General features: G+C 68.4%; 17 protein-coding genes and 1 tRNA gene. 10 read left to right on the forward strand and 8 right to left on the reverse strand.

The genetic code is table 11. The annotated features are described in order from the left end of the window. Positions 1–105: 105 nt before the first annotated feature. From ABZ319_RS03465 to ABZ319_RS03480, 4 genes are all read right to left on the reverse strand, one after another. Positions 106–1,512: an aminotransferase class I/II-fold pyridoxal phosphate-dependent enzyme gene (locus tag ABZ319_RS03465; protein ID WP_354984704.1), complete on the reverse strand. Its 1,407-nt coding sequence runs from the start codon at positions 1,510–1,512 to the stop codon at positions 106–108. Next, the gene (locus tag ABZ319_RS03470; RefSeq protein WP_354984705.1) at positions 1,509–7,808 is read right to left on the reverse strand and encodes an SDR family NAD(P)-dependent oxidoreductase; all 6,300 of its coding nucleotides are present in this window, start codon (positions 7,806–7,808) and stop codon (positions 1,509–1,511) included. The genes ABZ319_RS03465 and ABZ319_RS03470 overlap by 4 nt, the downstream gene beginning before the upstream one ends. 83 nt (positions 7,809–7,891) lie before the next feature. Then, a complete protein-coding gene (locus tag ABZ319_RS03475) occupies positions 7,892–8,530 on the reverse strand; it encodes a GNAT family N-acetyltransferase (RefSeq protein ID WP_354984706.1) in 639 nt (212 codons plus the stop codon). Positions 8,531–8,627: 97 nt separating this feature from the next. Next, a complete protein-coding gene (locus tag ABZ319_RS03480) occupies positions 8,628–9,893 on the reverse strand; it encodes a cytochrome P450 (protein WP_354984707.1) in 1,266 nt (421 codons plus the stop codon). A gap of 786 nt (positions 9,894–10,679) precedes the next feature. On the opposite strand from ABZ319_RS03480, the gene ABZ319_RS03485 reads away from it, so the two are divergent. Together ABZ319_RS03485 and ABZ319_RS03490 are read left to right on the forward strand one after the other, a co-directional pair. Beyond that, positions 10,680–10,753, forward strand: a tRNA-Pro gene (locus tag ABZ319_RS03485). Between the two features lie 1,288 nt (positions 10,754–12,041). Further along, positions 12,042–13,172 (forward strand): Fic family protein, encoded by a 1,131-nt coding sequence (locus tag ABZ319_RS03490; protein ID WP_354984708.1) that lies wholly within the window; start codon positions 12,042–12,044, stop codon positions 13,170–13,172. A 121-nt stretch (positions 13,173–13,293) separates the two neighbouring features. Here ABZ319_RS03490 and ABZ319_RS03495 read toward each other — a convergent pair whose 3' ends face one another. Further along, positions 13,294–13,860, reverse strand: a complete 567-nt coding sequence (locus ABZ319_RS03495) for a DUF4760 domain-containing protein (protein WP_354984709.1) — start codon at positions 13,858–13,860, stop codon at positions 13,294–13,296. Positions 13,861–14,180: 320 nt separating this feature from the next. On the opposite strand from ABZ319_RS03495, the gene ABZ319_RS03500 reads away from it, so the two are divergent. Further along, positions 14,181–15,731 carry an AMP-binding protein gene (locus ABZ319_RS03500; RefSeq protein ID WP_354984710.1) on the forward strand — a complete coding sequence of 517 codons (1,551 nt, stop codon included), beginning with the start codon at positions 14,181–14,183 and terminating at the stop codon, positions 15,729–15,731. A 190-nt stretch (positions 15,732–15,921) separates the two neighbouring features. Here the strand turns inward: ABZ319_RS03500 and ABZ319_RS03505 are convergent, their stop codons facing one another. After that, on the reverse strand, positions 15,922–16,932 hold the full coding sequence (locus tag ABZ319_RS03505; protein ID WP_354984711.1) for an alpha/beta hydrolase: 1,011 nt from the start codon (positions 16,930–16,932) through the stop codon (positions 15,922–15,924). Positions 16,933–16,973: 41 nt separating this feature from the next. On the opposite strand from ABZ319_RS03505, the gene ABZ319_RS03510 reads away from it, so the two are divergent. After that, on the forward strand, positions 16,974–17,939 hold the full coding sequence (locus tag ABZ319_RS03510; RefSeq protein ID WP_354984712.1) for a YafY family protein: 966 nt from the start codon (positions 16,974–16,976) through the stop codon (positions 17,937–17,939). A gap of 128 nt (positions 17,940–18,067) precedes the next feature. Continuing rightward, on the forward strand, positions 18,068–18,769 hold the full coding sequence (locus ABZ319_RS03515) for an SDR family oxidoreductase (protein ID WP_354984713.1): 702 nt from the start codon (positions 18,068–18,070) through the stop codon (positions 18,767–18,769). 62 nt (positions 18,770–18,831) lie between these two features. On the opposite strand, the gene ABZ319_RS03520 is transcribed toward ABZ319_RS03515, so the two are convergent. Further along, the gene (locus ABZ319_RS03520; protein ID WP_354984714.1) at positions 18,832–20,334 is read right to left on the reverse strand and encodes a dihydroorotase family protein; all 1,503 of its coding nucleotides are present in this window, start codon (positions 20,332–20,334) and stop codon (positions 18,832–18,834) included. A 140-nt stretch (positions 20,335–20,474) separates the two neighbouring features. Here ABZ319_RS03520 and ABZ319_RS03525 point away from each other — a divergent pair, with 140 nt between their 5' ends. From ABZ319_RS03525 to ABZ319_RS03540, 4 genes are read left to right on the forward strand one after another with little or no spacing between them, the layout of a single operon-like run. Next, positions 20,475–21,662, forward strand: a complete 1,188-nt coding sequence (locus ABZ319_RS03525) for a CoA transferase (protein WP_354984715.1) — start codon at positions 20,475–20,477, stop codon at positions 21,660–21,662. Next, positions 21,659–22,471, forward strand: a complete 813-nt coding sequence (locus ABZ319_RS03530; protein WP_354984716.1) for a cyclase family protein — start codon at positions 21,659–21,661, stop codon at positions 22,469–22,471. The genes ABZ319_RS03525 and ABZ319_RS03530 overlap by 4 nt, the downstream gene beginning before the upstream one ends. Further along, entirely contained in the window at positions 22,468–22,842 is a 375-nt protein-coding gene (locus tag ABZ319_RS03535; protein ID WP_354984717.1) for a hypothetical protein, read from the forward strand. The genes ABZ319_RS03530 and ABZ319_RS03535 overlap by 4 nt, the downstream gene beginning before the upstream one ends. After that, complete coding sequence (locus tag ABZ319_RS03540) at positions 22,839–24,332, forward strand: MmgE/PrpD family protein (protein ID WP_354984718.1); 1,494 nt, start codon at positions 22,839–22,841, stop codon at positions 24,330–24,332. The genes ABZ319_RS03535 and ABZ319_RS03540 overlap by 4 nt, the downstream gene beginning before the upstream one ends. A 204-nt stretch (positions 24,333–24,536) precedes the next feature. Here the strand turns inward: ABZ319_RS03540 and ABZ319_RS03545 are convergent, their stop codons facing one another. Further along, complete coding sequence (locus tag ABZ319_RS03545) at positions 24,537–25,433, reverse strand: hydroxymethylglutaryl-CoA lyase (protein ID WP_354984719.1); 897 nt, start codon at positions 25,431–25,433, stop codon at positions 24,537–24,539. A gap of 124 nt (positions 25,434–25,557) precedes the next feature. Here ABZ319_RS03545 and ABZ319_RS03550 point away from each other — a divergent pair, with 124 nt between their 5' ends. After that, positions 25,558–26,772 carry a CoA transferase gene (locus ABZ319_RS03550; RefSeq protein WP_354984720.1) on the forward strand — a complete coding sequence of 405 codons (1,215 nt, stop codon included), beginning with the start codon at positions 25,558–25,560 and terminating at the stop codon, positions 26,770–26,772. The last annotated feature ends 2 nt before the right edge of the window (positions 26,773–26,774 follow it).

The following is a 26,774-nucleotide window of genomic DNA, read 5'->3' on the forward strand; positions in this document are numbered from 1 at the left end:
GGGAACTCCTTCGTGGTTCCGGTGTGGTCCGGGTCCGAGTCTGCTCCCGATGCCCGCGCCCGGCAGCCGATTCGACGGTGGCGGCGGCGATTCACATCCGCTGCTTCACCGGCGTTCACCCGGGGTCCCCGGTGGTACGGGAAGTCCGGAGTCGATGGACCAATCCGGGATGTGGGCCACGATGCCGAGCACCTCCGCCAGATTGTCGGCGGTGTCGATGAGCTGGCGCTCGGTGTGCTCGCTGGTCAGAAAGAAGCGCAGGCGCTCGGTCCCCGCGGGCACCACCGGCGCGAGAATGGCCCCGGCGTTGTATCCGCGCTGGAGCATGGCGGTGGCCGCGTAGCCGGCCCGTACCTCACCGGGGACGATCACGGGCACGATCGGCGTTGCCTGGGAATCGGCGAGATCCATACCGCGCTCCCGCAGCGCGCCGCTGAACAGGCGCGCGTTGGACCACAGCCGTTCCAGGCGATCCGGTTCCCGTGCCATGACGTCGAATCCGGCCAGCACCGCGGCCACGTTGGCGGGTGAGGGCCCGGCCGTGTACAGCGCCATCCCCGGCGCGGCGTACTTGATGGCGCGCACCAGATCCCGATCACCGGCGATGAAGCCCCCGGTGCTGCCCATCGCCTTGGACAGGCTGCCCGCCCAGATGTCGACGAGATCGCCCGGGAGGTCGAAGTGTTCGCGGCTGCCGAGCCCGTGCGGGCCGAGCACGCCCAGCGCGTGCGCCTCGTCCACCAGCACCGCGCAGTCGTACCGCCGTGCCACCGCGGCCATCTCGGCGATCGGCCCGAGATCACCGTCCATGCTGTAGTGCCCCTCGATGATCACCAGCGCCCGATCGAAGCGGTGGCGCGCGGACCGCAGCAGCGATTCCAGCGCGGCCGGATCGTTGTGCCGGAAGGTGACCCGGCGGCAGCCCGCCCACTGCGTGCCCGCGACCAGACTGGCGTGCGCCAGCGAATCACACACCGCCACATCGCCTTCGCCGAGCAGGAAGCCGATGACGGCGGCATTGGTGAGGAATCCGCTCGAGGTGACCAGCGCCGCACCGGCCCCGTAGATGTCGGCCAGGTACTCCTCGAGTTCGGCGTAGAGCGGAATCTCCCCGGTCACGATGCGGGTCGCCGAGGCCGAGGTGCCGTACCGCTCGGCGGCGGCGTTGGCGGCCGCGACGACCCGGGGATGCTGGGCCAGCTCCAGATAGTTGTAGGAGCTGAAGTTGACCAGTTCCCTTCCGCCGGAACGGATCAGCGCGCCGTTGGGGCCGTCCGGCGACAGGAACAGCGGGTGCGGCAGCCCGGTCACGTCCACCAGTTCCTGAATGGCGGCCTGTTTGCGCAGGGCCGCCACCACGTCGGGGTGGTCGGCGAACTGCCTGCCCGGCCCGCGGGGCGGCCGTGGTCGCGGGAGATTCTGTTGCGGCCGTGCGATTCCCGCGCCCGGCGGGCTCGCGTCGCGAGTGCCCGCGAGCAGTCGCCGCGCGATGTCGCGGTCGTCGGCGCTCATGCCCGCGCCTCCTGTGCCGCCGCGTCCGCGCCGACGATGACGCCGGCGATCCGCGCTCCCGCCCGGGCCAGGCTGAACGAGCGCCCCAGCTGCATGCTGTTCAACTCGATCCCGAGCGTCTTGGTCACCAGCGCACCGAATTCCACGGCCATCAGTGAATCGAGGCCGAGTTCGGGCAGCGGCACATCCAGGTCGATGGAGTCGGCCGCCACGCCCATCACCTCCGCGAGCTGTTCGGCGAGCACGTAGCCGACGACCGAGGCGCGCTGGGCCTCGTCGAGCGCGCCGATCTGCGCGCGCAGCTTCGCCGCGGCCGAGTTGTCCTGCGAGGCGGCCGCGATGAGCTCGGCCACCCGGGCGGTGTAGGCGGCCTGCGGGGCCGCGAGCACGACCTTGCCCCATTCGACGGGAATGATGGCGGCCTGGCGCACGCCCAATCGCAGTGCCTCCCCGAGGTATCGGGTGCCCTCGTCCATGTCGATGGTGTCGAACCCGGTGATCCGCAGGTACCGCTGCACCGTCTCGTCCGCGTCCACCATCCCGCCGCCGGACATCGCGCCCCACCCCACACACAGCACGCGTACCCCGCGCCGATACAGCAGTTCGGTGAACGCCTGGAGCGCGAGATTGGCCGCGGTGTAGGAGAACTGGCCGATGCCGCCCATGATCGCGCTGCCGGAGGAGAAGAGCACGAACAGGTCGAGCCGCACCCCGGCGGCGTCCAGGGCGGCGTAGATCGTGCGCGCCCCATCGAGTTTGGGCCGGAACACCGCGGTGAGACTGGCCCGGTCCATGGTGGTGATGCGCTGATCGTCCAGGATCCCGGCGGCGTGGAAGACCCCGCGCAACGGCAGTTCGGCCGTGTGCGCACGGCGCACCACCGCCGCCACGGCCACCGCGTCGGTGATGTCCGCGCGTTCCTCGACGACCTCGATGCCCTGCGCCGCCCAGTCCGCCACTTGTGCACGGGCCATCTCGGTCCGCGCGCCGCCGCGCCCGACCAGAACCAGGTGCCGCGCGCCCCGCCCGATCAGCCAGCGACCCGTGGCCAGGCCGAACGCGCCGAAGCCGCCGGTGATCAGGTAGCGGCCATCCGCGACTATGGGCACATCGGCGTGCGCCGGTCGCACCGGCGGCGCCTCGGTGCCCAGATGCAGTGCGATGCGGCCGATTCGGGTGGACCGCAGCGCCTGTTCGAACGCGCCGGCGACCTCGCCGGTGGCGAAGGACTCGTACGGCAGCGGCCGGTACTCGCCCGTGCCCATCTTCTCGTTGACGGCCTTGACCCTGCCCATGACCTCGGCCCGGCGCACCTTCAGCATGCGATCGAGGTCGAACGAGTAGTAGGCGACGTTCTTGTCGAAGTTCCGCATGTCGAGCACGCCGCCCGCGTAGATGTCGGCCTTGCCGATCTCCACGATGCGGCCGAATTCCGCGACCGCCCGGAAGTTCTGGTGAATGATCTCCCCCGGCGCGGTGCTGAGCACGATTTCCGCGCCGCGCCCGCCGGTCAGCGCCAGCACGTCGTCCACGAAATTGAGCGATCGCGAATCCAGCACCTCGTCCGCGCCCTGTGCCAGCACATAGGCGCGGCGTTCATCGGTGCTCGCGGTGCCGATCACGATGGCGCCGTGCAGTTTCGCCACCTGCACCGCCAGGCTCCCGACGCCACCGGCCGCGCCGTGCACCAGCACGGTCTCCCCCGGCCGCACCCGGGCCAGGTCCAGTAGCGCGTATTCGGCGGTGACCATGGACACGGTCGAGGTACACAGTTCGGGTCGAATGGTGGCGGCGGTGGTGCCGACCAGCTCGGCGTCGGTGACGTGGTAGCGCTCCATCATGCCCGGCGAGGCGAGCCCGACCCGGTCGCCGACCCGGAACCGCTGCTCGCCCGGTCCGACCCGCACGACCGTGCCCGCGCCCTCCATACCCGGAGCGGTGCCGAAAGCCGTTGCGGCCAATTCGTTCTCACCGAGCACGCCGAGGATCTTGAGCGGATCCTTGAAGCCGAGCCCGATGGCCTCCATGCGCACCTCGATCTCCCCCGCGCCCGGTTCGCGCCGTGCGGCGCGCCGCCACCCGAGCTGGGAGAGCAAGCGGGACTTGGGGATGTCGAGGGCGAAATTGGCCTCGGGGTCGGTCAGCGGCTCGGGCTGGTCCAGCGCCGCCAGTCGATCGGGCAGCGCCCGCGTGACGACGGTGGACCAGCGCAGGCCGGCGCGCAGGAACACCTCTTCGCTGCCATCGCCCGAAAAAGCGCCCGGCACCGCGAGTTCGGCCGCCAGTTCGGCCTCGGTGGTCTCCGGGTCGATGTCGATGAGCCGCCACTGCAGCGCGGGCTGCTCGTTGAGCAGGACGCGGCGCGCGCCCGCCAGAGCGGCGTGCCCGGGATCGGGCTCGGCCGGATCCTCCGGATGTGCGAAGGCGCGCTCGGTGATCAGCGTGGCGTGCAGCGAGCCGTCGCCGGTGAGCGGCAGGGGTTCCGGATGGACGCTGTCGGAGAAGGCGTCGATGACCAGCGCCATGCGGCTCAGTCGCCACAGGGCGTCCACGTCGTCGCCCGTGCCCGCCACGAAGCACAGGTGGACGCGCTCCACGCCCGGGGTGCCGTGCGCCTCGTGCAGGGCTTCGAGCAGGGTCCGCTCGAATTCCGCTGTCGCGGTGTCGATGACGAAACTGCCGGTGACCGAGCGGATGATCTGCTCGATGCGCCCGGTGGTGACCGCGCCGAGCGAAATCAGGATCGTGCGGGAATCCTCGGCCGGAGCGAGCGCGGCCCGGTCGAGGGGATCGCGCAGGGTCCAGCGCTCCTCGTAGTACAGCCCTTCCAGTCGTCGTAGCACGCCGCCGCCGAACGGAACGGCCTGGAAGCGCGCACCCGCGATCTCCAGCACCGGATTGTGGTCGCGGTCCAGGAGCAGGACATCGGCGTGCAGCGGGCCGGTGAGCCGGGCCACGACGATCACCTCGGCCGGGATGGGCGCGTAGGACCGCACCGTGTCCGCGCCGATCGGGATGACCGCGCCGTCCCGGGCCGGTGTGCCGGTGTCACCGAGCGAGACGACCTGCCAGGCGGCGTCGAGCACACAGGGGTGCGCGAGATGACCCGAGCCCGCGGCGCGGCCACCGTCGATATGCGCGACGACGGTCTCCCCGTCCGCCCAGGCGCGGCGCACCAGCCGGAAGGCCGGCCCGTGCTCGACCCCGGTGGCGGACAGCCCGGCATAGAGGGTCGCCGGATCGATCACCGGCATGGACTCGGTCGCGGGGACGTCGGGCTTGCCGGGATCGAACGCGCCCTCCACGAGCCGCCCGGTGGCGTGCACGGTCCAGGCCGATCCGGTGGCGGTGCGCGAGCGAATGGTGAAGCGCCGGGTGCCCTCGGCCACGGTCAGTTCCATGACCGGCACGTCACCGGCCTCGATGACCAGCGGCGCGATGAAGCGCACCTGTTCGACCGCCGGTACGCCCCGGTCGAATTCGAGGGCGGCGGCGCTGAGCGCGGCGTCGAGGTAGGCCGCGCCCGGCAGGATACGGGCGCCGTCCACCACGTGATCGTCGAGCCAGGGCAGCACCCCCGCGGCGATGTCGAGGGTCCAGCGCCGCGGCGTCTCGAGGTCCGGGTCACCGAGCATGGTGTGCACGCCCGGTGTGCCGTTGCGGTGCTGTGCCCCGGCGGGCAGGTCAGCGCGTAAGCGGCTGCGCTGCCAGGGGTATCGCGGCAGCGGCAGGTGCGCGGCCGGATGGGTACCGACGAGCGCGCCGATGTCCAGCGCGCCCGTCGTGTAGAGAGCCGCGACGAGCTGCCCCATGCTCAGCTCGTCGGGCTGCTTGCGATGCAGGGTGGCGACGGTCGCGCCCTTGTCCCCCGCAATCAGGAGGATTTCGCGAATGTTGGCCCCCAGCACGGGGTGCGGGCCCACCTCCACGAATACCCGGTGGCCCGCGGTCGTCAGGGCGCGGGTGGCGTCCGCGAAGCGCACGGCCGCACGAACATTGGCGCACCAGTAGTCGGCGTCCCAGCGTTCGTCCGCGACGCGCGCGCCGGTCACGGTGGAGTACAGCGGAATCGACGGCGGCCGCGGGTTCAGCTCGGCCAGCGCGGCGCGCAGCTCGTCCAGGATCGGATCCATCAGGGCGCTGTGGTACGGCACTTCGACGTGCAGCTTCTTCGCGAAAATGCCCTGCTCGGTGAGGCGTTCGGCGATCGCGTCCAGGCGGTCGTGCGCACCGGACAGTGTGCAGGCGGTGGGGCTGTTGATCGCGGCGATGTCGACGCCCGCGCCACCGTCCAGCAGCGGGGCGGCCTGCTCGGCCGAGAGTCCGACCGCGAGCATGCCGCCGGTGCCGGCGGTGCGGGCCTGCAACCGGGCGCGGTGGTAGGCGACCGTGACGGCTTCGTGCAGCGTGAGCACGCCGGTGACGTAGGCGGCGGACACCTCGCCGACGCTGTGCCCGACCACCGCGGCGGGCGTGATGCCCAGGGCCGCCAGGGTTTCGACGAGCGCGACCTGGACGAGGAAGTTCGCGGGCTGCGCCACCTCGGTCGCGGTGACCCGCGACTCCGCCTCGGGCCGGGCCAGTTCCGCCAGGATGGACCAGCCGGACACGGCGATGAACGCGGCGTCCACCCGCTGGGCGGCGGCCGCGAAGAGCGTGTCGGTGGCGAGCAGCTCCCGGCCCATGCCGAACCACTGCGGCCCCATACCGGTGAACACGAACACCGGCGCTCCGCCGCCGACCGTGCGGGCGGCATCCCGGCCCGCGCCGTCGGCGAAATCCCTCAGCTGCGCGGTCAATTGGGCGGCCGAGGCGAAGGGCACGCCGATGCGGAACGGGTGATGGTTGCGGCGGGTCCACGCACCGGCGGCGAGATCGTCCACCGCCACCCCGGATTCGAGCAGGCCGGCGTACGCGCCCGCCAGCTCGCGCACCGCCCGTTCGCTCCGTGCCGACACCGGCAGCACCCCGTGATGCGGGACCGCGGCGCCACCGCCCGTCCCGGCGTAGCCCTGCAGAATCGCGTGCGCGTTGGTCCCGCCGTAGCCGAACCCGTTGACCGCCACCGTCATCGGCCCGGCGCCGGGATCCAGCGCCCGCGCCTCGGACTGGATCCGCAACCGCAGCTCGTCCAGCTCCAGATCGGGATTCGGCTCGGTATCCAGCCACCCCTGCGGCGGCAGGACGCGATGGTGCACGGCCAGCGCGGACTTGATCACCCCGGCGATCCCCGCGGCCGCCTCGGTATGGCCGAGGGTGGACTTGAGCGACCCGACCCCCAGCGCCTCGCCGCGGCCCTCGACCGCGCCGTACGCCCGGCCGATCGCCCGGAGCTCCAGCGGATCTCCCACCGGGGTCCCGGTGCCGTGCGCTTCGACGTAGTCGACCCGGTGCGGTTCGATCCCCGCGCGGCGGCAGACCGTGCGCGCCAGGTCCTCCTGGGCGTCGGCGTTGGGCACGGTGATCGCGGTGGTGCGCCCGTCCTGGTTCGATCCGGTGGCCTTGACCACCGCGTACACCCGGTCGCCGTCGCGTTCGGCGTCCGCGAGCCGCTTGAGCACGACCACGCCCGCGCCCTCGCCGCGGCCGTAGCCGTCGGCCGAAGCGCCGAAGGACTTGCTGCGCCCGTCTTTGGCGAGGAAGCCGCCCTTGCACATGGAGATGAAGGTGCCCGGTTGCAGCATGAGGTTCACCCCGCCCGCCAGGGCCGTCTCGCAGTCGCCGTTCTCCAGCGCGGTGCAGGCCAGGTGCAGGGCCACCAGCGAGGAGGAACAGGCGGTATCGACGGTGATGCTCGGTCCGCCGAGATTGAGCGCGTAGGAGATTCGGTTGGAGAGCATGGTGTACGAGGTGCCCGCCGAGGAATGCATGTCGATGTGCGCCACGGCCTCGCCGGTGAATCCGACGGCGAGCTGATCGAGGGTGAACGCCCCCATGTACACCCCGACCGGCGCGCCCGCGCTGCGGCCCGCGGCCCCGGCGTCGTCCAGGGCTTCCCAGGCGACCTCGAGGATCAGCCGCTGCTGCGGGTCCATGGCGGTGGCCTCGCGCGGGGAGATGCCGAAGAAGTCGGGGTCGAAGGCCCAGGGGTCGCCGGTCAGGAAGGCCGCGCGGTTGGTGTACATGCGGCCCGGGGCCCGCTGGTCCGGGTCGTAGAAGCGCCGGTGGTCCCAGCGGTCGGCCGGGATCTCGGTGACGGCGTCCCGTTGTCCGATGACGAAGTCCCAGAACGATTCCGGCGAGTCGATGCCGCCCGCGTATCTGCACCCGATGCCGACGATCGCGATATCCGACAAGGCAGCCCGCTCCTCACAGTGTGTAGCCTCTCGCTCGGATACGCTCCGAGCCGTTGGTGAAAGTGACACCCGCACAGGGTGTTTCAAACTCGGTCGGACTTCAGACTCGACGGCAGCCACATCATGACGTTGATCTGCGGCCCCGAACGCCCGAGCCGGATCCGGCCCAGCCGCTGCCCGCCGAACAGCTCGTAGTAGCCGACGTTGCCGTCCTTGCACAGGCACAGCGCGGGCACGGCCGCTTTCTCGATCTCGGTGATGGCGAACTGCAACAGCGCCGAGCCGACCCCCGACTGCTGCCGGTGCGGGTCCACGCCCAGGGTGACGCCGAAACAGTGCGGCAGTCCGGTCGCGATCTTGCCGATGGCGGAGTCCACGGCGAGCACCCGCGGCCCGCCGGCCCCCATGGCCCAGGTGAATTCCGGAATCGAGGCGAGATAGCGCAGCGGCCCGAATCGGTAGCCCGGCGGCTTCCACAGCATGCCCCCGGCCACCACGCCGTCCACGGTGGCCACGTGCGCACCGCCCAGCGGCAGGTACTGGTGCCGGATCATCGCGCGGGTCAGCCGGGGCTGGGCTCGCGCGCGTTTGGCGGGATCGGGGAACATGTACTCCCCGAAGGGATCGTCCTCGCTGAAGGCGCGGTCCAGGGCGGCGGTCATGGCGGGGATGTCGCTCTTGACGGCCGGGCGGATCTCTATGTCCTGCAGTGTTTTCGGCATGGATCGACTTTCGATGATGCGGAAGTGTGTGGCCCGAGTGGGCGCGGCGGCCGATCCTCGGTGATCGGCTGTCGCGCTGTGGTGTTCGCCGGTCTCCTCAGTCCCCGGACGCGGCGTCCCGGACGACGGGCCGCATCATGAGCGGATGCTCCGGCGCGCCGACGAAGGACATCTGCCGGCGCACGGGCCCCGGCACCGCGAGCTCGAGCCGGAAGCGCTGCGCGATGATCGCGAGGGTCAGCACCGCCTCCATGGTGGCGAATCCCTGTGCGATGCAGACTCTTTTCCCCGCGCTGAAGGCGAGCGAGGCGTGCCGATGGTCCGGGGTCATGTTCTCGGGCAGATACCGGGTCGGGTCGAACTTCTCGGCGTCCTCCCACACCCGGCCGTTGTAGTGCACCCCGTGCAGGCTCACCACGACGGTGGTGCCCGCGGTGACCCGGTACCCCGCGAGCACGTCGTCCTGCTTGGCGACCCGGGTGAGCCCGATGATCGGCGGGTAGATGCGCATGGCCTCCATGAAGATCGCCCTGCACCACACGAGCTTGTCGATGTCGGCGGCGGTGGGCAGTCGCCCCGCCAGGACTTCGTCCAATTCGTCGTGCAACCGCTCCCGCGCCCAGGGGTTCTCCGCGAGCAGGTCCCACACCCACGTCAATGCGGTGGCGCTGGTCTCCATGCCCGCGCCGATGAAGGTCATGAGTTCGTCGCGGATCTCGGTGTCGCTGTACCGGTGCCCGGTTTCGGCGTCGGTGGCGGCCATGAGCAGCCCGAGCAGATTGTCCTTCCCGGCGATCCGCCCGCTGCGATGGTCGGCGATGAGCTCGTCCACCGCCCCCTCGATCCCCCGCAATTCGAGCATGAGATGCGGCGCGGACACCCAGGTCAACGCCCGCATGGCCCGGATCGGCAGCCGCGACCCGATCCGCTTGTCCGGGTCCTTCTCGGTGTGCTTGACCACCCACGTCGACAGCTTCCGCAACGGCCGGCTCAACCCCGATGCGAACCCGACCCCGTAGAACTTGAGCAGGTTACTGAGGTTGATCTTGTGGATGGGCCCCGACAGGTCGGTCCCGAACATGGTGCGCGCCACGATATCCAGCATGAGCCGGTTCATCTCGCCCCCGATGTCGACGGCGCTCCCCGCCCGCGCCGCCTCCCCGATCCGCCCCGCGGTATCCAGCACGGCCGCGGTCATGGGCTCGGCGAACCCGTCGATGGCACTGCGCGAAAAGATGGGCCGCACGAGCCGCTGGTTCCGCAGATACCGCTTCTCGTCCATGTCGGTGACCAGCCCTTGCCCGAAGGTCACCGCCATCATGTCGTACTCCGCGCTCTTGGCGTAGTTGTCCTGGTTACTCACCAAAACGCGCCGCGCAAGCTCCGGACTCCGCACGATCACATACTTCAAAAATGGCAACCGAGCCACCATGACGTCGTCCACCCCCGGCAACTCCGCCGCCAGGTAATGCACAAGGGTCCGGTCCCGCCACCGGGCCCCCATCCCGAACGCCATCCGCCAGGACTGCCCCCAAGAAATCCGGGTGGAATGCCACCGCATAGGAGCAGGCACCCACCGCGACGGATACAACTCAGTGCCCCCCAGGCGATTTACCGCCATGACCACCCTCCACATCCCGAATTGCCCTGGCCCGGTACAGGTTAGCCAAGGATGCTACCGCATAGTAGCGAGAGGTGCATGTTTCGAAGATGGCACCCGAGGTTGCTCGGAAGTAAGTGGAAAAACCAGCTCTGATCAGCGAGTTGTCCCCAAAAGTGGGGTCTGGCACGCACTCGGAACCCATGCCCGCAAGGCATCGACACCATCGAGCCCACGCCCCACAGACTCACCTATGCGTCAAACCCGCTGTACAACAACCATTTCGATCCCCCTCACAACGCAATCCCCGCTCCAAAGCCCTCCCAAACGACACCCAAAGACTCACCTACCTCTCCACCGCCACCCCGGAAAGCTGGAAGTTCGCACCACCCGAAACCCGCCCCTTCCGAACTCCCCCACGACCCCGCCCGTTTTGTACCAACCCCGCTCACCCCCACAAGGGGACGAACACGCCCGCAACCAGCCGATTTGGAGGAAGTGGGGGGTCCTGATGTACTCTCATCAAGCACAAAGCGCAGCGGAGTGCAACGGGCTGTGGCGCAGCTTGGTAGCGCACTTGACTGGGGGTCAAGTGGTCGCAGGTTCAAATCCTGTCAGCCCGACAGTAGTAAAACCCTCTCCGACCTCGGTCGGAGAGGGTTTTCTCATTTCTCACAACCCACACAGCGGGACAGGAACGGGACTGCAGATCCGGGACAGCTTCTCCCCGGAGGCAATGATCCAGATGCAGATACTTCTCCGCGGCCCGGCTGTCGGTCTGCCCGGCGATGCGCCGGAGCACGTGCAGCGAAACGCCGCCGCACCACCGGTCGGTCACCGAACCCACCCACCTCGAACAACTGCCGAATTCGCCTACTACTCAGATAGATACAGCCCCGAACCGTTCGAACGAATTCGACGACGCGTGGCTGTTTCTTCACCGGCCAGTTGTCTCGAACAGTCGGTCGAACCTGCCAGCCCTCGCTTCACTCTTCGGGATTGACAGCCCCGACCAAACGAAGGAACAGCCAGCACGAGAAGCCGGCAAGGAACAGTGTTCGGGGAGGGGCACACCCGAGTTCATCCCAACCACCGTTAGGCCGCCGACAAGAAGACCACCGTATGTTTGGGCCTATGCAGGAATCGGCATTCAAGAACTGGCAGACAGCACTTCGGGAACTGAACGCCAACAAGGACGCCGCAGAGTCTTGGCGGCACGACCGCTACCAGTTCGCGTACAAACTGGGAATGACCCTGGCCGGACCGCACAACGGGAGACTGCCATCCCCGCACGTCGTATATGCGGTGTGGCTCGACTGGGGACTTCTGTACATCGGACAAACCAGCAACTCCCGGCGACGACTACGCGACTTGCCCATCGGTGAGAGCCACCACCTCGGAAACACGTATCCGCCCGAGATTTGGAATCGTGTCGTAGTGATCTCGTGGCCGTACCTGCCAGAAGCTCAAAGCCCGACCGCCACCCTCGGCGCCGATGTAGTTGGCCTCGCGTTGGAGCACCGACTGCAGTCCGAACTCAACCCCTTGGCCAATGCGTCACGCAGAACCCCCAGTGGCAGTTGGAGACCCGTGAACTGGAGCCAGAGCCGCTCGGTAGGCGCTCTTGCAAGAAGCGAAATCGATGAGTTGTTCGCCGCAGTCAGGAGCGCTTGGGATGACCCTCTGAACTCCCCAGCCTGCCGGGTCGTATACCCCACGGATCTGCTGTAGCTACCGACCTGACACCCCCTCCACCGAACCAACCCAAGTCCCTTGACTAACCCCGACACGAGGGTGTTCACCAAGAGGGGCACGGTACCTGCCGGATAGGCCCACCCTGGGATGTTTGCGCGGTCGGCGGCAGGATCCACGCAGCTTGACGTAATGATAACGTCACACTATTCTAATGTCATGCTGTTCCCTACGCCCGAGCTGACCGCCGTGGATACCCGCATCCTTGGCGATGTAGACCGGATGCGCGAGCAGCTGCGTCATGAGCTGCAGGCTAAACCCGGCAAGTGGGCGGGCGGGCTCCGAAAATTCCTCACCGCGGACTCCGTCGCCGCGTCGAACTCCATCGAGGGATTCAAAGTCTCCACCGTCGATGTCGAGGACCTCATAGCCGGCGAGCGAGACGTCGAGGTCTCCGAGGAGAACAAGGCCGAGACACTCGCCTACGAACGAATGATGACCTACATCCAGAGTCTGCACAGCACAGACGATTTCGCCTACAGCAAAGGCTTCCTCAACGCACTGCACTGGATGTTGCAGGGCCACCGGCACACAGAGCGCCGCCCGGCTGGGCAATGGCGACCAGGTCCCGTGTACGTCACCGATACCCGCGACCCCAGCATCGCCGCCTACACGGCTCCCGATGCCGATCAAGTGCCCGGGCTGACCGCGGAACTTGTCGACTGGCTCAACACCGACGACGGAGCACACCCGCTTGTGCGCGCGGCGATGGCACACCTCCATCTCGTCTCCATCCACCCATGGGCCGACGGCAACGGACGAATGTCCCGATCACTCCAAACTCTGATGATCGCCAGGGAAGGCGTTCTCGCACCCGAGTTCTCGTCCATCGAAGCCTGGCTCGGCAGGCCAGGTAATACGTGGGAGTACTACCAGGTCCTCGGCCGCCGTGGCAGCACCTATCGGCCGGATCAGGATGTGTCCGAATGGATCCGGTTCAACCTGACCGCCTACCACCAACAAGCCCAAACCGTGCACGCCCGATGGGTACGATCCGGAAAAGTGTGGGCAACACTCGAGGAATTCGTCGCAGGTCTCCGCCTGGACGAACGTGTCATCAGTGCGCTCCATGACGTCGCGATGTCCGGCAGAGTCCGCCGCACCCGCTACGAACAGTCCGAAGGACTGAGCCTGCAACAAGCACAACGCGACCTACGCGACCTCGTCGCGCTCCGGGTGCTCGAACCCGTGGGCAAGACCCGAGCACGCTTCTACATCGCGGGACCTGCCTACCCCGAACATACGTTGGAAATCGCAAGCACCCCAACCACCCTCGAAAGCCCTTACTAGCGGCACCGCACGTACCCGCTCGACCCGAACGGGCCGGGTGGGTTCGATCAACCGGCCTGCGGCCGCTGCCGAATCTGCGAGACGGCAAGCCAACGACATCCTCGCCCGGGACGCTTTGGAGCTACGCAGGGTCGACCGGGGGTGGCAGGGGGCTGACGTCCGACAGTTTGTTCGCCAGCGTTTCGAACTCCTCGTAGAGTCGCTTGCGTTTGATCCGTTCCCGCTCGTCCATGACCCAGGGCGTGTACATCCTCCAGATCCGTTGTAGCCGAGCGCCGGCGGTGCGGTCGATCACGGTGAAACTGAAAATGCCGAGATTCACGCCGGCGGCCAGATGCTCGTAGTAGCTGAACAGCTTGCGAAGGTGGTCGAACTCCTCCGAACCTACGACCGAAGCCCTTTGCCGGAAGGCCAGGTGCTCGGGTGCATTCTCCTGCATGATCGGGACCTTTGCTTGCAGCTCATACTGATCCTCGACCGTCAGGGTGAAATGACGGAGGGTCTCTGCGCGTCGTCTTCGCGTCGTCTCTTCGGCAGCCTGCTGGGTCGAATCATCAAGCGCTCGTCGAGCATCCGCTATCTGGCGGCGTAGGAACCACAACTGGACTATCAGGAGGATCGCAACGATGGTACTTATCAGAAGGCTCAGCTGCGCAACAGCCAGACTCCTCTGTTCGAACGTAGTCACCCACCAAGAGTCCGTACCGATTCACGGACAGTAAAGCGGCGTTAAGTGTTACGTTCCGACACGCCGCGCAAGGGCTGCTGACAGGGCCAAAACTTCCGGACCTCACACGACCAATATGCCCAGAACCTGGTGCATCTCGTCGAACTAGAGGCCCCATCGGTCAATCACATACGCATCGTCCAGCATCCGACTGCCCATGACATCTGAACTTGCGGGCTGGGAATCCCGCCTCCGTGTCGGCCCGATGGACTCACTCCGGAAACGAGTCAAGGGCCCATCGATGGTGCTCGCCGCGCCCCGGAAATGGCAGACTCTGCGCCATGGGTGACTCGACCGCGGCGGAACCGACCATCTCGTGTGGCGGGCGCGTCCGATCCCAGCCCGAGGTACACCTGCGTGCCGGGCGGCTCGCGGCGCAGCTGAGGCAGCGGGGTGTGGGGAGGGGGCAGCGGGTTGGGATCATGGCGCGGAACGACATCGAGTTTCTTGAAGTTTCGCTTGCCGTGGCTTCGTGTGGGGCGAACCCCGTGCCGATCAACACCCGGTGGCGGGCGGCGGAGGTCGCGCATGTGATCTCCGACGCCGGGGTCGAGCTGGTATTTGCCCATACCGAATTTGTTTCCACCATCGAGGAGGCGGCCTGCACAGCCGGAACGCAGACCGGCATCGTCGAAATCCCCATGGCGGCTGAGCTTCTCGCTGCGGCCGAACTCGATCCCAATCTGCGGCGCACCACCGGCAGGCACCCGGGGCTCGAGGAGTGGATCGGGGACGGCGAACCGCTGGGGTGGATCGACGGCGCCATCGCCGATTCCATGGGGCTGATCTACACCTCCGGAACCACAGGGAGCCCGAAAGGCGTACTGCGTCAGCGCATGACGTCCGAGCAGCTGCTGGCCATCGCCGGCGCGACCGCCAACCGTATGGGACTGACGGCGGGTGGGCAGATGCTGGTCGCGGGACCGCTCTATCACACCAGCCCGAACGCCGTCGCCATGCTCGCGCTGCGGATGGGGACCAGCATCACCCTCATGCCGCGCTGGAACGCCGAGCGGTTCCTCGAACTGGTGCAGCGCAACCGCATCCAGCACGCCAAGATCGTTCCCACCATGCTCTCCCGGCTGCTGTCGCTGCCTGCGGAAGTTCGCGCCCGTTACGACATCGGCAGCCTGACCCACCTCATCCATTCCGCCGCGCCCTGCCCACCGGCGGTCAAGCGCGCCGCAATCGACTGGTTCGGCGACGCGCTGTGGGAGTTCTACGGCTGTAGCGAAACCGGAGCTGTCACCTGGATCAACGCCACCGAATGGCTCGAGCGCCCGGGGAGCGTGGGACGGCCGCAGGACGGAGCGGCGGTCACCATCGCCGACGATAACGACAAAGCACTTCCGACCGGTGAGACCGGCCGCGTATTCGTCAAAGGCGCCGACTACTGGCCGAACTTCGCCTACCTCAACCGAATTCGCTCGGAACCCAGCCCGTTCCCCGGCATGATCCACGTCGGCGACCTCGGGTACCTCGACGACGACGGGTACCTCTACCTAACAGGCCGCGGCAGCGAGCTGATCAACATCGGCGGCGTCAACACCTACCCAGCCGAGATCGAGGCCGCGATCAGCACGCTTCCCCAGGTCGAAGACGTCGCCGTCTTCGGCATCCCGCACCCCGGCGACCTCGGCGAACAGGTCGCGGCCCACATCGTGACTCGCCCCGGCACCACCCTTACCGAGCAGGCCGTACGTTCCGAACTCACCGGGCTTCTGGCCGATTACAAGGTCCCTGCCGTCATCAAGGTGGTCGAGACCCTACCGCGCGACGACTCCGGAAAGATCTACAAAGCCCAGCTTCGCAGCCTGTACGAGCCCCGATAACAATTGCCGGCACAGTCGCCGACGCCCGAGGGGCGGGTGGCCCAGAACGACGGGTCGGCACCGGCAGATCGGCGGCCACATCAGAGCGCGCAGACACCTCGACCGGCGGCGCAGCTCATATTCCACCGAAGGTCGGGACCACACATGCAGTGCCACAGCAGATTCCGACCGGGAGCCACTGAGCCCGCGCCTAACCGACCGCATCCTGCCGCCGCAACCAATCCAGCATCAGCCGATTAACCACCTCCGGCTGCTCCTGCTGAACCCAATGCCCGCTCTCCACCGTCACCTCGTCCGCATTGGGCACGAACTTCGTCATGTTCTCTGCCCGGGCAACCGTGTCGTGTTCGCCGTAGATCATCAGCACCGGCTGCCGGATGACCGGGTCCACACCCGCCAGCAACCGCCAGTTCCGATCGAGGTTGCGATACCAGTTGATGCTGCCCGTGAACCCCGTGTCCTCGAACGCGGTGACGAAGACCTCCAGCTCCTGTTCGCTCATGACCGGCTCGCCGAGCGGTGATTCCGCACGAGCCAACTCGATCATCACCATGCCTGGCCGCGGCTCGGCGGGCGGTAGGTTCTTGCGAAAGATGTTGCGTAGGAACGGAGAAGCGTTCGCGTCGAGGACCGCGTCCGCAACCCCCGGCTGCCGGTTGAAGTGCACGAAATAGAAGTCACCACCCAGCGCGGCTTCCATCGATTCGATCCACGGCGTCTCACCTCGCTCGGGGTACGGCAGGCTCAGGTTGATCACCTTGCTCACACGCTCCGGGTGCAGCAGGGTCAGGCCCCAGACGACGAAGGACCCCCAGTCGTGCCCGGCGAAGACCGCGTCGTCGTACTCGTAGTGATCGAGCAGCGCGACGAGGTCACCCGCCAGATGCTCGATGTCGTAATCCGTTACAGCGTCCGGCCGGGACGAACGGCCGTAGCCGCGCTGATTCGGGACGATGACGTGGTAGCCGGCGGCCACGAGCGCGGGCACCTGATGACGCCACGAGTAAGCGTGCTCGGGCCATCCGTGGCACAGCACGATCGGCTTCCCGGCATTGTGCCGGCCTGATTCGAAGACTTCGAGTTCGACTCCGTTGACCGATACCAGGGTCGGCTGGGGAAAGTCGGCGGGCATGGGTACTCCTTGAACGTGAGGACCGATCCGATAGGCGGATCGATGCGGTGCCGCGACCGTAGGGGTCATTGCGGACAGGATCTGTCCGGGAGATTCGGCAGACTGACCGCATGCCGAACAATCCGACGGGGCGAGCGCTTCGATTGCTCTCGCTGCTGCAAACCCATCGCTTCTGGCAGTGTGGTGAGCTGGCCGCACGGCTCGAGGTGACCGAGCGAACCGTGCGCCGAGACGTCGATCGCCTGCGCGCGCTGGGCTACCCGATCGACTCCGAATCGGGGAAGTACGGCGGCTACCGGCTCGAGACGGGCGCTCACGTACCGCCGCTGATCGTGGACGACGACGAGGCCGTTGCCATCGCCGTCGGGTTGCGCTGTGCCGCCGAAGCGGCCATCGACGGTATGGAAGAGACCTCCCTGCGCGCACTGACGAAGATCGAGTCGCTGCTGCCCCATCGACTACGCCGCCGGGTGTCGGCGCTGAGCTCGAACGTCACGCCCCTACGTCGGACCGCCGACGACGCCGTCATCGACCCCGAAGCTCTCGCCCTGCTCGCCGCGGCCTGCCGGGATCGTGAGCACGTGCGATTCGACTACCGGCGCGGTGACGGCGGCGACGGCCGGCGCAGCGTCGAGCCACACGGACTCGTCACGGCGGGCCGCCGGTGGTATCTCGCCGCGTGGGACCGAGATCGCGGGGACTGGCGCACGTTCCGGCTGGACCGGATCCGGTCGGTCCGGCCGACCGGCGGACACTTCGATTCCCGTGTGATCCCGGGCGGTGGCGCGGCGGCACTCGTCGCGAGTTCACTTGGCCCTGAACCTAACTCGCGGGCAGCTACGCTCATTGTCCACACAACGTTCGCCGAATTGGAGGGCGCACTGCGCTGGTTCGACCACACACTGATCGAGACGACACCGGCTCTCTGCCGAGTCCGGATCCGCGACGCGGATCTCGGCCGCCTCGCCATGGCGGTCACCCGAATCGCACTCACGGGACCGGTGGAAGTTGTCGAACCGCCCGAACTCGCGGACATCGTCCGGAGCCTGGCCACTCATCTGAAGCAGGACGCATGACCCCGAGCATGCCTACTCGCGGCTCCGCGTTCCTTGGGATCAGCCGCGATCGCCGGTTGCGAGCATTCCCGTTAGCTATAGTTTACTATAGTTAGAGAAATTCCGACCCGAGCCAGAAGAAGGCAGACATGACCACACTCGAGGGCGCGACCGTCCTGGTGACCGGCGGCCAGCGTGGGCTGGGGAAAGCATTCGCCCGGGAATTTCTGGACCGGGGCGCGAGCAAGGTCTACGTCACCGCACGGAAGCCGGAGGCGAGTACGGATGAGCGCATCGTCCCGCTGGAGTTGGAGGTCACCGAGCCGGATTCCATTGCCGCGGTGGCGGAGCGGGCCACGGACGTCACCATCGTGGTGAACAACGCGGGAGTGCTGCGTCCCGCGCCGCTGTTGCGGGCCGAGATGGCGGGCGTCGAGGAAACCTTTGCCACCAACGTCTTCGGACCGCTTCGAATCGCCCAGGCGTTCGCCCCGATCCTGGCGAAGAACGGGGGTGGCGCGTTGGTGAACATCCACTCGGTGCTCTCGTGGAGTTCGGGGGCGGCCGCGTACGGCGCTTCCAAAGCCGCGCTGTGGTCCATCACGAACTCGCTGCGCATCGAACTGGCGGGGCAGGGCACGCAGGTGGTCGGGGTGCATCTCGGGTTCGCCGACACCGATATGGTCCGAGCTATTCCGGCACAGAAAGTCGCACCGGCGTTCGTGGCCGCGCAGGTCGCGGACGGACTGGAGCAGGGCGTGGCCGAAGTGCTCATCGACGATTTCACGCGGCAGGTCAAAGCCTCACTGTCGGGGCCGGTCGAGGGACTCGCGTTGACGCTCGGCGGCTGAGCTTTTCGGCGCCGTCCACCCGAGACATCAAAGGTCGCCCCGGCGATGTGCATGATCAACCACTATTCGTTGGAGCCGTGGGATCCACCGGGAAAGGACGCGCTGTCGGGTGATCGACGCAGGTACCGCCCGCGCGGATCACCCTGCACCCGCCCGTCCGCGCACACCTGCCCACCGCGCAGGAACACGTCGGTGACCCGAGCCGTCATCTCGAACCCTTCGAACGGCGTGTACTCCTGGGCGGATTCGGAATCACCCGCGCGGACCGTCCAGCGCGTATCCGGATCCACCAGCACGATGTCCGCGTCGCATCCGGGGGCGAGGTCACCTTTTCCGTGTAACCCGTAGCGGCGGGCCGGATTCCGAGAAGTCAGTTCCGCTACGCGGGACATCGGCAGCCCGCGTTTACGAGCCTCCCCCACCAATCCGGGGAGCAGGTACTCCGCACCCCCGAAGCCGGACTTTGCGGTGAACACGTCGTCCGGATCGGGGCCGAACTTCTGTTCCGCACGGCAGCAGGCGTGATCGCTGACCACCCAGTCGATCTCGCCGGCCAGCAGGTGCCGCCACAGCGCCTCGACATCGGCGCGCTCCCGCAAGGGCGGGTTCACCTTTCCGCCCAGACCGTGCGCGGTATCGACATCGGCCAGCAGGTGGCCGATGGTCACCTCGCGCCGGAAGTCGATGTGCGGGAACGCCACCGCCATGGTCAGCGCCGCCTCGACCGCCTTCGCGGAGGACAGGTGGAGCAGGTTGATATTGGCCAGGCCCGTTTCGTGGGCGAGGTAGGCGGCCGTGGTGATCGCCAAACCCTCGGAATGCGGTGGGCGGGAAGCGCTGTAGGCACGCAGACCGGTGAGAACTCCCTCGCGTTCGACCAGAGCCGTGTAGGCGGCCATGATCTCGGCGGTCTCGCAGTGCAGCGAGAGGGACAGACCGTTGCCCAGCACCTTCCGCGCCTCGGCGATCGCGCGCATCACGAACTCGAAATGCGCCACGTCGTAACGCTCGTCGGGGCCGATCATCAGGAAGTCGGCCTGATCGTCCGAGCGCCCGTGCAGGCCGTGCCCGCCGTAGAACATGAAGACCTTGAACGACGTCACACCGAAATCGCGTACCAGCGAAGGAATTTCGGCGATGTGCTCGGCCGTCATCGGGGCCAGGTGCAGGGCGTGGTCCACGAACGCCCGGCCGTCCATGCGGTTCAGGGCCTCGGGCACGAAGTCGCGGTACGGCCCACCGCGGTTCAGGTAGTAGCGGCCGGTGCGCAGGTAGGTCAGGGCGGTGGTCACCCCGCCCTGCGCGCAAGCCCGGCTTTCGCTCTCGGTGTCGGCGGACAGCTCCTGGTAGATCCCCCAGTGCTGGTGGGCATCGACCACGCCCGGGAATGCCAGGCGGCCGTCGGCCTCGACCACCCGGCGCGCGCCCGCGGCCGGCAGATTCGGGCCGACCTCGGCGATCCGGCCGTCGGCGACCGCGATGTCCATGGGTTCGGGGAGCTCGGCGGATGTGTCGCCCGGCCGCACCACGCGGGCGCCGCGAATCAGCAGGTCTGTTGCCGGCATGACATCGACTCCAGTTTCTCTCTGGGAAACACTCTTACCAATGCGGCGATCATGACAGTAGTATTCGCTGATAGTCAATGCCTCCCAACACATGTGTGTTTCGCAAAGCGAAACGCGGGGAGATCGAGAGGGAGTGCGCGATGGACGGACCGCTGTCCGGGATCCGGGTGCTGGATGCGGCGACATTGTTCGCCGGGCCGCTCGCGGCGACGCTGCTGGCCGATTTCGGCGCGGAGGTGGTCAAGATCGAGCATCCCGGCGGGGATCCGGTGCGCAGCCACGGCGCACAACGCGAGGGGGTAGGACTCTGGTGGAAGATGCTGGGACGCGGCAAGAAATCGGTAACCCTGTACCTGGGCGCGCCCGACGGCCAGGAGATCTTCCGGCGCATGGTCGCCGAGGCCGACGTGGTGATCGAGAACTTCCGGCCCGGCACCCTGGAACGCTGGGGCCTGGGCTACGACCGGCTGTGCGAGATCAATCCGCGCGTGGTGCTGGCCCGCGTCACCGGTTTCGGCCAGATCGGCCCCTACGCGCAGCGTCCAGGCTTCGGCACGCTCGCCGAGGCCATGAGCGGGTTCGCGGCGGTCACCGGTGAACCAGACGGCCCGCCAACCCTGCCGCCGTTCGGCCTCGCCGACGGAATCACCGCCCTCACAACGGCATTCGCGATCATGACCGCGCTGCGCGCCCGCGATGCCACCGGCCGGGGCCAGCAGATCGACATGGCCATCATCGAACCGATCCTGACCCTGCTCGGCCCCCAGCTGATCGCCTACGACCAGCTCGGCGAACTGCAACCGCGCATGGGCAACCGCTCGAGCAACAACGCCCCGCGCAACATCTATCGCACCGCCGACGACGGCTGGGTCGCGGTGTCCACCAGCGCGCAAACCGTGGCCGAACGGGTGCTGCGCCTGGTCGGACGCCCCGACCTGACCGAACAGCCCTGGTTCGCCAGCGGCGCCGAAAGAGCCCGGCACGCAGACGAACTCGACGCGGCCGTCGGCGCGTGGATCGCCCAGCGCGATACCGAGACGGTCCTGCGCGAATTCGACGCCGCCGAGGCCGCCGTCGCGCCCGTCTACACCGCCGCCGACGTCCTGGCCGACCCGCAGTTCCGGGCGCTGGGCACCATCGCCGAACTCCACGACGACGAACTGGGACCGATACGCATGCAGAACATCCTGTTCCGGCTCTCGGAGACCCCGGGCCGCATCCGATGGACGGGTCCGCCGCTGGGCGCGCACACCGCCGAGGTCCTGGGCGCATACGGCGTCGACGCCGCGGAACTCGACCGCCTGCGCACGGCGGGGGTGATCCGATGACCACCCGCGACCCACTGGTGGAGCTGGTGCGCGCCGGCGTGCGGCTGATCGAACTCGGGCGACCGTACTTCACCGGCATGCCCTGCTCCCCCAACCATCCCGGCTTCCGAATGACGCTGGCGCGCAGGCACGGCGACACCGTCCGCCCGGACGGCGGTTCGGCCGCCAGCGAGATCATCGTGACCGGCGGCCACGTCGGCACCCACATCGACGCCCTCAGCCACGTCAGCCAGGACGGAACGCTGCACGGCGGCATCGACGCCGCCGAGGCGCAGCGCGGCGGAAGTTTCGCCGCGCACGGCGCCGAGAACCTTCCCGGATTGCTCTGCCGGGGAGTGCTTCTCGACATAGCCGCCGCACACGACGTGAACATCCTGCCCGGCGGCTACGAAATCACCGTCGCCGATCTCAAGCACGCGACACGCGACCTCCCGCTCGACCCCGGTGACGTGGCCCTGATCCGTACGGGATGGGCACGCCACTATGCCGACCCGGCAACGTATCTGGGCGCGGACTCGGGAGTGCCCGGAGTGGGCGTGGAAGCCGCACGCTGGCTTGCCGCACAGGGTGTCGTCGCCACCGGCGCCGACACCACGGCCTACGAACGCCTGGCCCCTGGCGCGGGACACAGCGTGCTGCCGGTACATCGGGTGCTGCTGGTCGAGTCCGGCATCTACATCATGGAGCACTTGGACCTGGAGGTACTGGCAGAGAGCGGAATTCACGAGTTCGCCTTCGTGCTCGCACCACTGCGCATTGTCGGCGGCACAGGCTCCCCGGTACGCCCCCTCGCGGCGGTGACCCGATGACCGCACCCACGATCGTCTTCGCGCCCGCGCGCATGCGCACCATCGGCCGCACGGCCTCCCCGGTACGCCCCGCTGGCAGCGGTGAACCCATGACCGCACCCACGATCGTTCGCGCGGCCGCGCCACTGCACACCATCGGCGGCACAGCCTCCCCGGTACGCCCCGCTCGCAGCAGTGATCCCATGACCGCCTCCGCGATCGTTCGCGCGGCCGCGCCACTGCGCACCCTCGGCGGCACAGGCTTCCCGGTACCCTCCGCTCGTGGCGGTGACCTCATGAGCGCCCCCGTGATCGTTTTCGCGCTAGCGCCACTACGCACCCTTGGCCGCACAGCCTCCCCGGTACGACCCCTCGCGGCGGTGGCCCCATGACCGCACCCACGATCGTGCATCAACTCGCCGAATTCACCGTGGCCGCGCGCCGCCCCGGCGGCGTGGGGACCGCCCTGCGCGCCGATGCCGCCCGCCGACTGCTGGACGTCCTCGGCAACAGTCTTGCAGCGCAGTCCACTCCGGCCGCTGCGGCGATGCGAGCGGTCGTCACCGAATGGGGCGGGCGGCCGATGTCCACCGCGCTCGGCCTCGCCGATCGGGTGCCCACCGCGAGCGCGGCACTGCTCGGCGGAACACTTGCCCACGCAATGGATTTCGACGACACCCACCTGCCGTCGGTCCTGCATCCGTCGGCGACGGTGGTGCCGGCCGCCCTCGCGGTCGCCGAAGCGGTCGGCGCGAGCGGGGGCGCGCTGCTGGACGCCATCGCGGTCGGGGTGGAGATCACCGTCCGCGTCGGCATGGCCGGATACGACGAGCGACTGGGTAACTCGGTCTTCTTCGAACGCGGCCTGCACGCCACCGCGATCTGCGGGGCGCTCGGCGGAGCCGCCGCCGCCGCGCTGCTGGCCGGACTCGACGCGCCCCGCGTCGCACACGCGCTCGGGATCGCGGCCAGCATGGGTTCGGGCCTGCTCGAGGCCAATCGGACCGGCGGCACCGTGAAACGGATTCACTGCGGCTGGGCCGCGCACGCCGCGGTGACCGCCGCGGAGCTGGCGCGGCACGGGCTGACCGGCCCGCCCACGGTCATCGAGGGACGGTTCGGTCTGCTCCAGGCATTCTGCGGCGACCAGGCGCGCGCAGAGAGCGTCACCGAGGGCTTGGGAACGGAGTGGGAACTGCCAGGCGTGTTCTTCAAGCCCTACCCCTGCAACCACTTCACCCACGCCGGCATCGACGCGGCCCTGCGCCTGCGCGCCCGGGGCGTCACCGCCGAGCAGGTGGAACGCCTCACCCTCGGCGCACCCACCCCGGTCCTGCGCACGATCGGCGAGCCCGCGGCGGACAAACGCGCACCCGAATCCGGCTATCACGCTGCGTTCTCCGGCCCCTACACGGTCGCCGCCGCCCTCATCGGCGGCGGCGGGCTCGGGCTCTTCCACGAGGATTTCACCGACGCGGCGGCCCGCGATCCGCACCGGCTCGCTCTGGCCGCGAAGGTCGACTGTGTGCCGGATCCACACTGCGACAGCATCTTCCCGCACCAGTTCCCCGCCGTGCTCACCGCCGAGCTCCGGGACGGGCGGGTGCTCACCGAACGGGTGGACGTCAACCGCGGCGGCCCGGGCAATCCGCTGTCGGCCACGGAGTTGGCCACCAAGTTCCGGCTCAACGCCGCCCGCTCACTGTCCGCCGACGACGCCGAGGCCATTGCTCGAGTCGTCTACGACACGGCAGACGTCAAGGACCTGCGAGAACTGCTCGATCCGTTGCGCGGTGCCATCGAACAACACGGCAGCACAGAACCGAGGCGGCCCCCGGCGCTCGAGGCGAAGAGAGGCAAGGGGTACAGCCGGGGCAGCTGAACGCCAAGCTCACCGGTTGAGACGTCGAGAACGTCCAAGCTCGACCGGCGCATGGAAGCCCCGGATTCAAGCAACCGCACGCTCGTCCGCTCACGGACGGGCGGGCACCGGCCGCACGATCGATGCCCGCCGGACGATTTCTCGTGCTCGCAGGCACCGCTCAGCGGCGCAATGGCGAATGACGCCGAGCCCGTCGGCCACCGGTCACGCCGGGCCCGGGAAGCCCCCCGCCCGGCCCAGCAACGCGGGCACCGGGGCGCCCAGCACCCTCCCGAGCCAGCGCCCGGTCTCGGCGACCTCGTCCATCCTCACACCGGTGCGATACCCCATCCGATGCAGCCCGTAGAGCAGATCCTCGGTCGCGACATTGCCGGTCGCGGCCGGCGCGAAGGGACACCCGCCGATACCGCCCGTGCTCGCGTCCAGCACCCGCGCACCCGCCCCGACAGCCGCGAAAGCATTGGCGTACCCGGTATTACGCGTGTTGTGGAAATGGCACCGCACCACCGCATCGGGGGCCAGCGCGGCGGTGGCCGCCACCAGCGTCCGCACCCGGTCGGGCGTGCCGACGCCGATCGTGTCGGCCAGCGCGATCTCCTGCGGCCCTGCCTCGGCCACCCGGCGCACCAGGTCCAGCACGGTCGCCTCGGCGACCTCGCCCTCGAACGGGCAGCCGAAAGCCGCGGCGATGGTGACGGTTCGGAGCAAACCCGACTCCGCGGCCCGCTGCGCCAGACCGTGCCAGCGCCGCACGCCCTCGGCCGTCGAGCAGCCCTGATTGCGGTGACTGAACGTATCGGTCGCCACCACGACGACATTGATCTCGTGTACGCCCGCCGCGAGGGCGCGGTCGAGGCCGCGCTCGTTGAAGACCAGCCCGATGTAGGAAACATCGGCCGGTCGCGACACCCCGGCCATGACCGCCTCGGCGTCGGCCATCTGCGGGACAGCCTTCGGATTCACGAAGCTCACCGCCTCGATCCGGCGCAGGCCCGCCGCGATCGAACGCTCGATCAACTCGATCTTGCGCTGCGTCGGGACGATCTCCGGTTCGTTCTGCAGGCCGTCGCGTGGGGCCACCTCGAGCACCGTGATGTCCACGGGCACACCTTCTCTCACCTTGCCGCGCCGTTTCTCTCAGGGATACAGTGTATCCACTTTCACCCTACCGTTCTCGCGCGCCCGGCGCGCGAGCATCGGGCGCACAACGAAACGGAGTGGCCGCATGACAGCCGAAGCAACCCCCGGGGCCGGCGCGCTGGCCGATCTGCGCGTGGTCGAGATGGGCCAGCTGCTGGCCGGTCCCTTCTGCGCACAACTGCTCGGCGACTTCGGCGCGGAGGTGATCAAACTCGAATCCCCCGGCACCGGAGATCCCATGCGGCAGTGGGGACGTGAGCAGTCGAACGGCGCCTCGCTGTGGTGGCCGGTGGTGGCGCGCAACAAGAAGTCGGTCACCTGCAACCTGCGCGACCCCGAAGGTCAGCGGCTGGCCCGCGAGCTCATCGCGCAGGCCGACATCGTGATCGAGAACTTCCGCCCGGGCACCATGGAACGCTGGGGCCTGGGCTACGACCGGCTGCGCGAGGGCAATCCCGAACTGATCATGGTCCGGGTCACCGGCTACGGCCAGACCGGCCCCTACGCCCCGCGCGCCGGATACGGTTCCATCGGCGAGGCCATGGGCGGAATCCGTTACACCACCGGCGATTCCGGCCATCGCCCCGCGCGCACCGGCATCTCGATCGGCGATTCGCTCGCCGCCGTGTTCGCCACCATCGGCACCCTCGCCGCCGTCCACCACCGCGAGAAGACCGGGCAGGGCCAGGTGGTCGACTCCGCCATCTACGAGGCCGTGCTGGCCATGATGGAATCGCTGCTGCCCGAATACGCGCTCACCGGATATCAGCGCGAGCGCACCGGTTCGGTGCTGCCGAATGTCGCGCCCAGCAACGTGTATCCCACGGCCGACGGGGAGATGGTGCTGATCGCCGCCAATCAGGACACCGTGTTCGCCCGGCTGACCGAGCTGATGGATCGCCCCGAACTGGCCGTGGACGAGCGCTACCGCAGTCACACCGCACGCGGTGCGCGCATGACCGAACTCGACGACCTGATCAGCGCCTGGACGGCCGGCCACGACGCCGAGCCGCTGCTGGCGAAGCTGCACGAGGGCGGGGTCCCCGCGGGCCGGATCTATACCGCGCGCGACATGTTCGCCGATCCACACTTCGCGGCGCGCGAGGCGATCGTGCGGGTCGCCCATCCCGAACTGGGCGAACTGCCCATGCAGAACGTCTTTCCCAAGCTCAGCGTGACCCCGGGCCGAGTCCGGCACGCCGGTCCCGCACTCGGTGAGCACAACGCCGCGGTCTACGGCGAACTGCTGGGCCTGGACGCCGATCAACTGGCCAAGCTCGCCGAAACCGGCGTCATCTGAGG

This window comes from Nocardia sp. NPDC005978 (assembly GCF_040614455.1).
GTDB lineage: Bacteria > Actinomycetota > Actinomycetes > Mycobacteriales > Mycobacteriaceae > Nocardia.